General features: G+C 37.7%; 15 protein-coding genes. 2 read left to right on the top strand and 13 right to left on the bottom strand.

The features are described from left to right. Positions 1-41: 41 nt before the first annotated feature. Both A6754_RS10045 and deoD read right to left on the bottom strand, forming a co-directional pair. On the bottom strand, positions 42-929 hold the full coding sequence (locus A6754_RS10045) for a M15 family metallopeptidase (protein ID WP_066444597.1): 888 nt from the start codon (positions 927-929) through the stop codon (positions 42-44). Between the two features lie 168 nt (positions 930-1,097). After that, the gene (deoD, locus tag A6754_RS10040; protein WP_066444594.1) at positions 1,098-1,802 is read right to left on the bottom strand and encodes a purine-nucleoside phosphorylase; all 705 of its coding nucleotides are present in this window, start codon (positions 1,800-1,802) and stop codon (positions 1,098-1,100) included. Between the two features lie 202 nt (positions 1,803-2,004). Between deoD and yoyE the strand changes: the two genes are divergently transcribed. After that, the gene (yoyE, locus tag A6754_RS23440; RefSeq protein ID WP_176215169.1) at positions 2,005-2,151 is read left to right on the top strand and encodes a protein YoyE; all 147 of its coding nucleotides are present in this window, start codon (positions 2,005-2,007) and stop codon (positions 2,149-2,151) included. Between the two features lie 65 nt (positions 2,152-2,216). On the opposite strand, the gene A6754_RS10030 is transcribed toward yoyE, so the two are convergent. The 3 genes from A6754_RS10030 to A6754_RS10020 form a co-directional block, all read right to left on the bottom strand. Next, positions 2,217-2,525, bottom strand: coding sequence for a YodL domain-containing protein (locus tag A6754_RS10030; protein WP_066444588.1), 309 nt, complete (start codon positions 2,523-2,525; stop codon positions 2,217-2,219). A gap of 253 nt (positions 2,526-2,778) precedes the next feature. After that, positions 2,779-3,549 (bottom strand): sporulation protein, encoded by a 771-nt coding sequence (locus A6754_RS10025; RefSeq protein WP_066444585.1) that lies wholly within the window; start codon positions 3,547-3,549, stop codon positions 2,779-2,781. 144 nt (positions 3,550-3,693) lie between these two features. Further along, on the bottom strand, positions 3,694-3,867 hold the full coding sequence (locus A6754_RS10020; RefSeq protein ID WP_066444583.1) for a YozD family protein: 174 nt from the start codon (positions 3,865-3,867) through the stop codon (positions 3,694-3,696). A gap of 177 nt (positions 3,868-4,044) precedes the next feature. Here A6754_RS10020 and A6754_RS22750 point away from each other — a divergent pair, with 177 nt between their 5' ends. Continuing rightward, positions 4,045-4,209: a hypothetical protein gene (locus A6754_RS22750; RefSeq protein ID WP_156495746.1), complete on the top strand. Its 165-nt coding sequence runs from the start codon at positions 4,045-4,047 to the stop codon at positions 4,207-4,209. Here the strand turns inward: A6754_RS22750 and yodN are convergent, their stop codons facing one another. The 8 genes from yodN to kamA all read right to left on the bottom strand — a co-directional run bounded on the left by yodN (position 4,210) and on the right by kamA (position 11,884). Next, complete coding sequence (yodN, locus tag A6754_RS10015) at positions 4,210-4,905, bottom strand: germination protein YodN (protein WP_066444578.1); 696 nt, start codon at positions 4,903-4,905, stop codon at positions 4,210-4,212. A 175-nt stretch (positions 4,906-5,080) separates the two neighbouring features. Beyond that, entirely contained in the window at positions 5,081-5,302 is a 222-nt protein-coding gene (locus A6754_RS10010) for a YozE family protein (RefSeq protein ID WP_066444575.1), read from the bottom strand. A 180-nt stretch (positions 5,303-5,482) separates the two neighbouring features. Beyond that, positions 5,483-6,301 (bottom strand): alpha/beta fold hydrolase, encoded by an 819-nt coding sequence (locus tag A6754_RS10005; RefSeq protein WP_066444571.1) that lies wholly within the window; start codon positions 6,299-6,301, stop codon positions 5,483-5,485. A gap of 286 nt (positions 6,302-6,587) precedes the next feature. Beyond that, the gene (locus A6754_RS10000; RefSeq protein WP_066444569.1) at positions 6,588-8,699 is read right to left on the bottom strand and encodes a hypothetical protein; all 2,112 of its coding nucleotides are present in this window, start codon (positions 8,697-8,699) and stop codon (positions 6,588-6,590) included. Between the two features lie 29 nt (positions 8,700-8,728). Then, positions 8,729-9,679: a hypothetical protein gene (locus A6754_RS09995; RefSeq protein ID WP_066444568.1), complete on the bottom strand. Its 951-nt coding sequence runs from the start codon at positions 9,677-9,679 to the stop codon at positions 8,729-8,731. Beyond that, complete coding sequence (locus A6754_RS09990; protein ID WP_066444565.1) at positions 9,663-9,944, bottom strand: hypothetical protein; 282 nt, start codon at positions 9,942-9,944, stop codon at positions 9,663-9,665. The genes A6754_RS09995 and A6754_RS09990 overlap by 17 nt, the downstream gene beginning before the upstream one ends. A 252-nt stretch (positions 9,945-10,196) precedes the next feature. Continuing rightward, complete coding sequence (locus tag A6754_RS09985) at positions 10,197-10,484, bottom strand: YokU family protein (protein WP_066444564.1); 288 nt, start codon at positions 10,482-10,484, stop codon at positions 10,197-10,199. Further along, positions 10,481-11,884 carry a lysine 2,3-aminomutase gene (kamA, locus tag A6754_RS09980; protein ID WP_066444561.1) on the bottom strand — a complete coding sequence of 468 codons (1,404 nt, stop codon included), beginning with the start codon at positions 11,882-11,884 and terminating at the stop codon, positions 10,481-10,483. Before kamA ends, A6754_RS09985 begins: the two co-directional genes overlap by 4 nt. Positions 11,885-12,039 lie beyond the last annotated feature (155 nt).

Here is a 12,039-nt window from a genome sequence, read left to right as displayed (position 1 = left end):
ATTCCAAAAACTGACTGCTAAAAGGTGAAAGCATTCACTCTTCAAATTTTCTTTACCAAATTAAAGTATTCTTCCAAGGTTAACTTATTTTCGAAAATCGTTTTGGCTGCTTCTTGTCCTACATACCGATAATGCCAAGGCTCAAAGCTATAGCCCGTTATACTTTCTTTCCCTTTAGGATAGCGCAAAATAAATCCAAAGGAATGTGCATGATTTGCAAGCCACTTTCCCTCAGCCGTATTCGCAAATTCTTCAGACAGCATGAAGTCAGCACTTTGGCTTGAAATATCCATTGCCAGTCCTGATTGATGCTCACTGCTGCCTGGATATGCAACTACTTGAGCTGCCAGTTCCTCGCCAACTTTTGCTACCTCAGCCTTAAAAAGATCGTTTTGTCTAGCATAAGACCGATAACCAGATACAGCAAAAAGGTTTATCTTTTCTTTTTTTGCTTGTAAAAACATCTTCTCTAAAGCCAGTGCTGCTTCCTTGCGCATATAGCTTTTTTCGATATCCTGATCTCCAAAAGAAAACGCCACGTTTGGTCTTACAAGATCAGCGGGAGTATATTTTTCAATATAATAATATTCCTTGTTCACTAATGCCATTACATTCTCTGGATTTTGAATGAAATTTTTCCCATCGACAACCTTAATATCATTAAAGAATGAAGCTTCCAGCACCAATTGATCTTCTTGCTTTGTTGGTTCTTCATTATCTGATTTTTCTGCATCGGTGTCTTTCTGCGGTTCATTTTTAACTTCTTCTTCAGGATTCTTGTCGTCATTTTGCACAGGTTCAGTTTCATTTTGTGAACCATTTTCACTCGCGTTTCCTATAAAAGGAATTTTTTCTAAATATCCGTCCAATTGGCTGCAGCCTGCTAAAAGGACACTTAGCAATCCTAACAGCACTATTTGCTTTTTCAATGTTCTCACCTATCTTTTTCTAAATCATTCCACTCTATTTTAGCATGATCAAGAAATGAATGCGAAAAATGTCGTTAATGGTAAATTTTATACAATTTTTCATAACCGTCTTTACTCGATTGTCAAAATAAAAAACTGGCCAAACCGGCCAGTTTAGTTTATCATTGCTTATTCTTTAATAGCTGCTTCTAAAGCAACTTCGATCATTTCGTTGAAGGTTGTTTGTCTTTCTTCTGCTGTCGTTTCTTCACCAGTTAAAATATGATCGCTTACCGTTAACACAGATAATGCTTTGCGATCCAGTTTAGCAGCAAGCGTGTAGAGTGCAGCTGTTTCCATTTCAATCGCAAGAATTTGATATTTAGCCCATTTTTCCAGCTCAGCATTATCGTTATAAAACATATCTGCAGTAAAAACATTTCCAACTTTTAAGTTCAAGCCTTTTTCAAGACCGGAATCATATGCTTTCTTTAAAAGATCAAAATTAGCAGTTGGTGCATAATCAACACCGCCAAAAGTAAGCCTATTCATTTGAGAATCTGTTGAAGCAGTCATCGCAAGGATAACATCTCTAACTTTTACATCCTTTTGGATTGCTCCACAAGTACCTACCCTTATTAGGTTTTGGACATTATAGCTGTTCATTAATTCATTAATGTAAATAGATATGGATGGAACCCCCATGCCAGTTCCCTGAACTGAAATGCGTTTTCCTTTATATGTGCCTGTATATCCGAACATATTACGGACTTCGTTATAGCATTCTGCACCTTCCAAAAAGGTCTCAGCAATATATTTTGCTCTGAGGGGATCTCCCGGCAATAACACCGTCTCAGCAATTTGGCCTTCTTTTGCTCCAATATGTACACTCATTAAAAAAACCTCCCAATTTCTAACTGTGTTAACTCTTGTTACATTCACAATATACCATATAGATACTTGCGAAGAAACCTTCAGCACCAGAATGAGAATACTCATCATGGACAAACTATTGTTAGCTTCTCAAGTTTTTAGTGAGAAATGCACAGCTAACACATATTCCGCAGTATCTTTAAAAAAAGGAAGGGGAACCAATATGGGAAAAAAACATCGCAATCGAATTAATTCACCAAAGAAAAATAATCATATTCCCGAAGAAGCAATAATCGCCGAACAAGAGGCTCACGGAAAAGAATATTCAGCTAGCGGGGGGCGTAAAAACGGTCCCGGTTCACATAAATAATAGAGAATAAAATGAAAACTCCCTAAAAGAAGGGAAGGTTCACTCCTTCTTTTAGGGAAAATAGATTACCGTATATGAATTCGATTAATTTCCTGCCAGCCGCCTGGCTGAAGCTGGTAATAGCGCTGGCCGCGACGACCCTCATCTATATAGAGGATATCTCCAGTAGAAATATATCTGCCCCGAAAATCAGCAGGAAGCCGATCTAGTACATTAAATTTTTTGAACACACTGCCTAAACATTCATCATGATCTGCACTTTCCACCATGATGCGGTAAACTTGTTTATACCCCTTTTTCTGGTTAAACATTGGTGTTTGAAAAATAGTGACATCAAATTGTTTCTTTCTAGTTTTTGTTAATTCCTTCAGCATCTACATCCCTCCAAATGTTTACATAGTAATGGATATAACTAAGTCCTTTCCTTGTATAACAGTTTAGAGATTAGGCTTGTCGTTTCCTTTATCAGAAACATTCTATTTTTGTCGATTTAGAAAAGATATTTTACATTTTTTTAGCTAAGTCGAGCAATTCCTGCTTTTTTAAACATTATGTATGCCCAGAGAGAAGGTTCGGTCCCATTTTCTGACAAAAAAAAGATGAGGCCATTCCCCATCTTTTTTTCCTTTATGAATACTGTGCAATGACTGATTGCAATTTCTGCTGCAGATTTGGTATATCGCTTTGATGAATCATTAACCTTAAATTAGACTCATCCATTGACAATGCTTCTGATAAGAAGCCGCCTAAACCGCGCGCTTTTCGATCAACCTGCATTAAGATTTCTGTCTGGTTTTGGGAGACAGGGAAAAAGACGATTTCAAGCTCATCCAAGCGTCCTCGGAAAGCACCTGATGTTGGGACAAACTCAAATTCTTGGATAAATGGAAGTCTTTTTCGTAAACGATGAGGTGCCTGTTCGCACTCAACTTCCCTGATTCGGAATCCCAGGTTAGAAACCGCATGTAAAACGGAATTTACTAATTCATTCGGTATGACTGTAATATAATCCTTGTCAGTTGGATCAACAGCATTTTTTATATCAAGGCCCGTTGCCAGCCAGACTTTCGTTCTACCATAAGAGAGCGGTGTATCTAACGGCAGAATAAAAGAAAAGGGAATCTCTCTTCTTTCATTGGCGTTTAATGTAAAAGCTTCAGTAATATGATAACGTTCAATTTGTCCTGTCACATTTACTTTCTTATCATCTGATTCTTTAATATAGGTTGTATTTAAAGTTAAATAGATGTCAGAAATATGCTGCTCTGTATTTCCTCCCTGAATCTCAACAATTCCCTTTACTTCACTCCCAGGCATTACTTTATCACTTTCAAGTTTTGTATCAACTTTAGCAGATCCAATCCCTACACTAGCCAGCATCTTATTAAAAAAAGACATCCTATTCCCTCCCGGATCATTACAAAGGTATTTTAAATTTCTGTATGTATACGTTTTAAAAGAATTTAAGTTTCATTAAAATGCAAAAATGGCGAATGTTATTCGCCATCTTGATCGTCACCTATTTGGTCCTGGATTAAACTTTTATTCATCGTCTATTTGTTCGTCAATGATGCATTTTTGCAGTAAATATTCAAATGTAATGTCAGCCAGATCGTCTAATTCACCCTCAGTTGGGACATACCCCCGTTTCGCCAGCTCATGAAAGAAAAATTCTGCAATCTCCTCCGTATCAATAAAAACCTCAATTTCCCTCATAGCAACGCCCCCTTTGTACCAAATGTATGACAGACAGTACTGTTTCATGTGCACATATTACATTCCTATCTATTAATACCTCTTATTTGAAAGCAAATCGTTCTAGACAGACTAAAAATGGCATAGAGATAGATTCATATACAGCTTTCATCCCACTATTTATCCGGAGGTAATGACATGAAAAAAATATCCTGCTTAGCCGAAGCATTTATTGAAGATGTAAATGATGATCAAGGTAAAATAATAAATTTCTTAAATAAAGGGCTTCAAAAAATGTTCCAGACCTTTTTATTAATAGGGATTCCGGTTGTTGGGTATAGCATCCTTCAACTTTTCATCTAGTTAAACGGTGCTTTTGCCATCATTTTCAGCTAAGTTTTTTAATTTTCTAATAATCATACGCATAATATATTTGTATTCTTCATCCTGGAACAAACGGTATAAGATCTGATAATCATTATAAATATCAAGGAGTCCATCGATTAGCTCCTGCTTATCCTGCTTGATTGCCAGAAGGTCTTTCTCGGCTTTTCTGAAAGTGGCTTTTGATTCCTTTAATTCAGGCAATTTTTCTTTTTTGTTCATTAAATAAAGAGTACCGAGTTTTTGTATAAAAGCCTCAGCACTTTCTGCATCAGCAAGAAGTGTTATTTCTTCTTCTGAGGCTTCCAGCCATTCGCCATCATTCATCCTTGAGAGCTCATAGATTACATCCTCCCAGGCATCCTCTTTGTATCTCCATATTTCAGTACGAAAACCTACAATTTTGAAAATATCTGTTCCATATCCTCTTACTTGCACTAAATCACCGATAAAATATTGATATTCAATATCAACATGCTCCTTTTCGACAATACTTCCTTTGTAATCTGATAACAACTGTAAGCTTGATTCAACATATAGGCCTTCACTTTTATTCACTTCATACACATACATATCATCCAGCCATTTTACATCTGTTATTTTCCCAACCGTACCATATATAATAATGACGACTGTATCGCCGATATTGTATTTTGCTTTCTTCCGATTATTCATTTCCTCCATCCTCTCAATGAATCACCGCAGCTTTTGAATACAATAGTATATGCATAAACGATAAAATTCGCTTCTTCAGATTTGAATCTGCCATTTGAAGTACACAGCAAAAAAACACTCCAGCGTAATGAGTGTTTTTTCCAATTATATGGTGTTGTGTCAAAAAGACAGTATGTTATCCTTCAGAAAGCAAATAAAGCTCCCATGCTTCATCAAAAACCATCATACTTTGTAAATAACTCCCATTCAACTCGAGATACGAGCTAATTTCTTCGTAGTTTTCAGAAGTTTTTGGGAAGCTATGATCCTCGTAAGCGTCATTAGCAAACTGGCTAATTTCGTCTTTTGGATTCGGATGTCTGTACTTCATTAAAAAATGATAAAAGGTTTTAGCCATATTAAACGCCTCTCTGTTTCATTAAGAATTAGTTATATGATGATTGAATAGACAAAATAAATCAAGAAGAAAAATATGCGACCATATAAATTCATAAACTGAGACGCTGTATTTCAGTGGAACAAAACTTAAATAAGACCCGGCACACGCCAGGCCTCATTTAGGAATACGGCTTCTGTCTTATTCTAATGAAGAGGATTGAAGAAATTCGAGAATTTGTTTTTTATATTTTTCAGGTTCATCATGAAAAACACCGTGACCACTTTCTTCAAAAGGAACAAGCTTTGCATTAGGAAGCTGGTCAGCCAGCTGCACGCTAAAATCATATGGACAAATTTGATCTTTTTTCCCATGAAGGATCGTGATTGGTGCTGCAATACCTGACAGCTCATTGCGAAGGTCTTCATCTCTTAATGCAATAGCTGAGTGTATGGTACCATATGAAGATGAAGAAATAGCCATATTTAAGAACCATTGTTGAAATTCTTCAGAAGGCTCCTTCTCAAAGAACTTTTCTCCAAAAGATGCAATTGCGTGTGGACGATCTTTCTTCAGCTGATCAATCAGAGTGTCTACCTCCTCTTTCTCCATTCCAAAAGGGTAGTCATCCCGTTTTGTAAAAATAGGTGCTGCTGGGCTAAGTAACAGCAGTTTTGAAATTCTGTCTCCATCGTAGCGCGACATATATCTGAGAGCGATTGGCCCGCCCATTGAAAAACCGGCTAATACAGCATCTTTAAGATCAAGCTTTTGAATAACTTCATGAAGATCGTCTGCCATTGTATCATAATCATAACCATTAAATGGTCGATCTGATTTTCCATAACCACGCAGATCAATTCCAATAAACCTGAACTCATGTTTTGGGAGCTCATTCATTTGATATTCAAACATTCCATGATTTAATGGCCAGCCATGCAGGAAAATAACCGGCTGTCCTTCTCCGATATCTTCTGCATATATTTGTACATTGTTTTCGGTGTTGATGTAGTGTCCCATAAAAATCTCCTTTCAAATTGATTCCGGATGTTTGATTAATTTTCATTCGTTTTTCTTTACCCTTTAGATTGAAGTCGGAAACAGTACTTGGCATATGAGATCCTAACCAAATCAAACAAATTAGTTACGCTTCGTAATACCGTAAAAAAGAGAGCTCTGCCGTCGCAGAACTCTCTTGCTTTGTCACTCGGTTGCTTCAATTAAAAATTTTGTACAAGCTAAAGTCGCGAATTTCAGCAAGCACTTTAACAAGAAGCAAGCTGGTGATTTCTTATTTAGACTGGTTCTAATCGTTAAGACCCAACTGAAGATCTAAATCAAGAATTGAAAAATCTTCCGCCTTCTTTTCCTCATTCATATTTCCAAGGTTAAGGCCAAGGTCAAGCCATAATGCAGATTCCTCATCATTTAATGCAGCTAGACCTAAATCTGTGTTAACTCCCAGAATTGAAAAATCATGTTCTTCGGTTTTGGCCAATTCTGTGTTAGAACAATGGGTTGAGCTTTCCGAATTATCTGATGTCAGAACTCCTAGGCTAAGCACAGAGTTTAAGTCAACCAAAGAATCATTGTTCTTTCCGTCAGCACAAAGAAAATGCGTCCCTTCTTTTGTCATCAAAGCTTCAAGATCCAATTCTGTGTTCAAATCAATTAGAGATCCGTCTTCCTTAACAGTTGCAATGATGTCTTCAAATGTTCCAGAACAAGAATTTACCGTTTCACCTTTTACTGTTGGCAGGACTTCCACATTCAAGTCCGTGTTCACATCCACTATAGACGTTTTTTCGTCTTCCTTTACTCCTGATGCAAGGTCTTCTTTTGTTTCTGTACATGGACTTACCGTTTCACCATTCTCTGTTGGCAGGACTTCCACATTCAAGTCCGTGTTTACATCCACTAAAGACGTTTTTTCGTCTTTCTTTACTCCTGATGCAAGGTCTTCTTTTGTTTCTGTACAGATAGTTGAAGTCTCTTCATTTTCTGCATCCGTATTTTCTTCTTTTGCATCCACATTGGAATCAACTGATGTTGTTTCTTCTTTTACTACCTCAGTATCGTCTTCTTTTTGTTCAGTAGCAGGAGATGAAGGATCATGGTTTTCTGTATCTGCCTCATGATTTGTTTCCAAATTGGAATCACTTGATGTCTTGTCTTCCTCTTCCTTTGTTACTTCAGAATTTTCATCTTTTTCTTCAGCACAAGGGCAAGGGGTTTCAGTTTTTTCTGCATTCGCAGTTTCATCATTGGTAACCAGATCTGAATCATCAGAAACTGATTCTTCCTCATCATTTATTACATCATTGCTATCCTCTTGTGATTCAGTAGAAGTGGACTGTGTAACTTCCCATTTCTCTGTTGTTAACGCTTCAACATCCAAGTCCGCGTTTACACCAATTAGAGATAATACTTTCTCTTCCTTGCTTACTGAATCGTGTATTTCTATTCCTTCAGTATGAGAAGAAGATACAGCTTCTTTTTCTGTTGTTAATGCTTCAACATCTAAGTCCGCTATTACATCAACTAAAGATGATGCTTTTTCTTCCTTGTTTACTGAATCGTGTGTTTCTTTTCCTTTGGCATGGGAAGTAGATAAAGCTTCTTTTTCTGTTGTTAATGCTTCAACATCTACGTCCGCTATTACATCAACTAAAGATGATACTTTTTCTTCCTTGTTTACTGAATCGTGTGTTTCTTTTCCTTTGGCATGGGAAGAAAATAAAGCTTCTTTTTCTCTTGTTAACGCTTCAACATCTAAATCTGCTTTTACATCTAATAGAGACGATGTTTTCTCTTCCTTACTTACTGTCTCCTGTGTTTCTTTTGCTTCAGGATGAGAAGAAGTTACAGCTTCTTTTTCTGTTGTTAACGCTTCAACATCTGCGTCCTCTTTTACATCTACTAGTGACGATGTTTTCTCTTCCTTACTTACTTTCTCCTGTGTTTCTTTTGCTTCAGGATGAGAGGAAGTTACAGCTTCTTTTTCTGTTGTTAATGCTTCAACATCTGCGTCCGCTTTAACATCTATTAAGGCTGATTCTTCCTTACTTACAGGTAAATCTGCTTTTTTGTCTTCCCATTGAGAAGAATCCTTCGTTTTATCGAAATCAACACTTTCTTGTTCATTAGCCAAATCAGCAGCATCTTCACTACATTCAGCAGAACTTTCTTTACTTTTTGAATCACTTGAACCAGATAATAAATTCAAATCAATCTTTATGTTTGAATCCAATAAAGCTTTCTCATCATTCGAATGGATACCTGCCAAGGCTGTATCTGAAAGATCTGCTGCTCCATCGCTGCTTTTCTCAGATGCAAAAGTGCTGGAGCCTCCTGCCAGGAAACCTGCTGCTGCAAAACCTGTGATCGCTAATGTTTTTAATAAGTGTCTCTTTTTCAATCGTATTCTCTCCTTCTTCTTTTAAGTTTTTATATAAAAACGTATGAGAAGAAGGATGGTTGCGGCGGCTGTGAAGGAGGTGCATTTAACCATTGATCATAGAAAAAGGCAACATTTCCGTGATAGCTCAGTACGCCAGACCATTCACCTAGCAATGCTAGATCCGCAAAGTATAAGGAAGGAAATGATGCTCCTCCGGATAAAGATTGTCCTCCAGTTGCGCTGATGGTGATTGAACTGTTTGATCCATGATTCGCTTGGACAATTATTGCAGGCTGATGAAAAGGCTTATCAGCTGCTTTCTGAACAGCATGGTCATCAAAGGGAACTTTAATGAAGGCCTCTTCATTTTTGTTTTCGTTCTCAGAAAAATCCTGTTTCTTAAGAGCTTGATCATCAGCTGCATTTTTAAGTGGATCTGCTTCTATAGAATTCTTAATATCTTCCTCAAATGAGAGATCTGTTTCTTTCTTTAACTCCACTTGATCGTCGTCAGCTTCCGTGATAACAGGTGTGATTGTTTCAGCAAGCTCTTCTGGAACAGTTACAGGTTTTTCCTCAGTATGTTCTTTAGGAACCTCTGTATGAGACTCTGGATATGTAACGTCAGCAGAGTCAGTAACATCATTTTCACTGTTCGAATTTGGTGGCTCTGTTACTGCTACAGATTCTGAAGGTCCAGATTCATGATTGTTCTCCTTAGATGTACCACCTGCTTTAATAGAAGCGTCTACATCTGCTTGCGCTATTGGTGTTTTAATAGAAATAGTGTCAGATACATTTACATCTGCGACTGGTGTCTCCAGCTTAACGGATTCTCCTATTTCTGCGTTCGCGACTGGAGTCTTGACAGAGATTTTCTTGGATACCTCTACCTCTGCTATCTTAGCATCCACCTTAATAGACGGTTTTTCAGAAAGGCTGACATTCAATAAGGACTCATCTTCTGCATGATTCTGCTCTTCAGTATCCACATCCAATGATCGGCTTAACCACAGATTTGACAGTGGTTCCTACTGTTTCTGCTACCATACCTAGAATAGAGGAGTTTTTCTCATTATCATCAGAATTATTTTGCTGAAGGCTTTGAGCTTTATTTTCTTCATTCTGCTGCAACGGAACTGTTTCTGTTTCAGCACTTTCTGCCCTGTCACTGTCCGATTCCGGCAAACTATTTGCCAATACAGTTGAGGGAATAATAAAAAAGGAAGCAAGAACCAATGCTTGTACAAATCTAGTTGACACTCGCTATGCTCACCTCCTTTCAACGGAAGATTGTTTATTTCGAAAATTAAAATAAATCATTCTCCACCTCTTTACCCGGAGTAAAAACTTGTAAACTCCAGTTTTTCTCACAAAATTTGGATATATTCAACTGTAAACAATACTCTTTACCAAAAGGGGACTAATATTTTTAAAAAGAAAACTAGCCTAAAGATTCAAATTGTACAACAAGTAAAAGGCACTCAATCTGAGTGCCTTTTATAACTAGTATGCTTAGGAAGAAAAATCAAAATAATTTCTTTTCAGCAACCTTGGTAATTCCATTAATTCCTTATATTCAATAGAACTATTAATTTTCTTCGTATCCACTATAAATAATTGATCCTCAATCTCCTTTGTCACCATATCTGTCTGATAGATCATCCCACATTCAGAACAAATAATGGCAGGTGCATTCTTAATCTCAATTGCCCTTGTTCCATCTGGCAGTTCCCAATAAACCATTCCACTGCCTGCTGCCGCTTTGCCACCACACCATTCACAAGCCGATTCATTACTCATTCAGTATCTTCCTTTCTATATTTCTTCTGTTCTGCTTTGTATTTTTTATCTTTTAGCTCATCTCGCTTTTCCCGCTTATCCTTTAAGGAGTTATGAGCAGGGTCCTGATCATACAGTTCACGCCGATTTAATCGCTGAAGTCCTTTTGGGACAAGGTTGAATGCTGTGTCATTCATTAACGCTGCAATACCTACATTGGATTGCTTTTTTGAAACATCAGGGTAGATTTGTGCAAAATAATCATCCGCTTTTCCTGCTGTATAATTCTCTGGCTCTGGATACGTTGTAATCACGCCCTCAAAATTACGCAGCACCGTTTTTTCTGCACTTTGGGAAATCACATAATTAGGCTGTAATGCAATTTTTCCGCCGCCGCCAGGTGCATCGACGACGAAGGTTGGAACTGCATACCCCGAAGTATGCCCCCTCAGTCCTTCAATGATCTCCAGCCCTTTTGCTACTGGTGCACGGAAATGTCCGATTCCTTCAGATAAATCACACTGATAAATATAATATGGACGTACTCGGATTTTAACGAGATCATGCATCAGTTTTTTCATAATCGGAACGCTGTCATTGATACCAGCGAGTATAACTGCCTGATTACCAACAGGAACTCCTGCATCAGCGAGCATTTCGCATGCTTTTTTTGCTTCTTCCGTTATTTCAATGGATGTGTTGAAGTGGGTATTGAGCCAAACAGGATGGTATTTTTTCAAAATATTGCATAAATTCTCGGTAATCCTCTGTGGAAATACAACTGGCGCTCTAGTGCCAATTCGAATAATTTCCACATGATCAATTTCACGCAGTCTTTTTAAAATATATTCTAAAATCTGATCATTAATTAACAGTCCGTCACCGCCTGAAATAAGAACATCCCTAACTTCTTCGGCAGATGCAATATAGTCAATTGCCGCATCAAGCTGTTTTTTTGGCACTCCCATCCCAATTTGTCCAGAAAACCGCCTTCTAGTACAATAGCGGCAGTACATCGAGCATTGGTTGGTGACAAGAAATAATACACGATCAGGATAACGATGTGTCAACCCGGGAACAGGTGAATCTTCGTCTTCATGAAGCGGATCCTCCAGGTCGTATTTCGTTTTGTACATTTCCTTTGAGATGGGAACTGATTGCATTCGAATTGGACAGCGGGGATCATCTGGATTCATGAGCCATGCATAATAGGGTGTTATATTTAAAGGAATCGTTTTTGTCGCAATTTTCACGCCTTCTTCTTCATCTTCTGTTAGGTTGATCACCTTTTTTAAATCGTCGAGAGTTCGAATCGTATTTGTCAGCTGCCAAAGCCAGTCATTCCATTTTTCGTCGGACACATCTTTCCAAAGTTCAATCTCTTTCCAATGTCTTTCAGGCTTATATAAATTGTATTTCATGCAAACTCCCCCTTTATCCTCTTTCATAAATATAGAATGCAAGATTCATGCCAAAGTTTAAAACCTTTGCATTAACATATTCAAAAGACTAAAATCATGCGACTTTGCCGGCTGGCGAGCCTGTTAGCCGACCATTAAGCTTAGCTGCACTTCTA

The sequence above is a fragment of the Cytobacillus gottheilii genome (genome assembly GCF_001636345.1).
GTDB classification, from domain to species: domain Bacteria; phylum Bacillota; class Bacilli; order Bacillales; family Cytobacillaceae; genus Cytobacillus; species Cytobacillus gottheilii.
This window is presented reverse-complemented; position numbering and strand designations above follow the sequence as displayed.

Coding starts and splice junctions, on each gene's coding strand:
- deoD (WP_066444594.1), bottom strand. CDS start 1,802: ATGAGTGTACATATTGGAGCAAAAGAAGGCCAAATTGCTGAGACGGTG.
- yoyE (WP_176215169.1), top strand. CDS start 2,005: ATGGGAAAAAAACATCGCAATCGAATTAATTCACCAAAGAAAAATAAT.
- A6754_RS10030 (WP_066444588.1), bottom strand. CDS start 2,525: ATGCTGAAGGAATTAACAAAAACTAGAAAGAAACAATTTGATGTCACT.
- A6754_RS10025 (WP_066444585.1), bottom strand. CDS start 3,549: ATGTCTTTTTTTAATAAGATGCTGGCTAGTGTAGGGATTGGATCTGCT.
- A6754_RS10020 (WP_066444583.1), bottom strand. CDS start 3,867: ATGAGGGAAATTGAGGTTTTTATTGATACGGAGGAGATTGCAGAATTT.
- A6754_RS22750 (WP_156495746.1), top strand. CDS start 4,045: ATGAAAAAAATATCCTGCTTAGCCGAAGCATTTATTGAAGATGTAAAT.
- yodN (WP_066444578.1), bottom strand. CDS start 4,905: ATGAATAATCGGAAGAAAGCAAAATACAATATCGGCGATACAGTCGTC.
- A6754_RS10010 (WP_066444575.1), bottom strand. CDS start 5,302: ATGGCTAAAACCTTTTATCATTTTTTAATGAAGTACAGACATCCGAAT.
- A6754_RS10005 (WP_066444571.1), bottom strand. CDS start 6,301: ATGGGACACTACATCAACACCGAAAACAATGTACAAATATATGCAGAA.
- A6754_RS09985 (WP_066444564.1), bottom strand. CDS start 10,484: ATGAGTAATGAATCGGCTTGTGAATGGTGTGGTGGCAAAGCGGCAGCA.
- kamA (WP_066444561.1), bottom strand. CDS start 11,884: ATGAAATACAATTTATATAAGCCTGAAAGACATTGGAAAGAGATTGAA.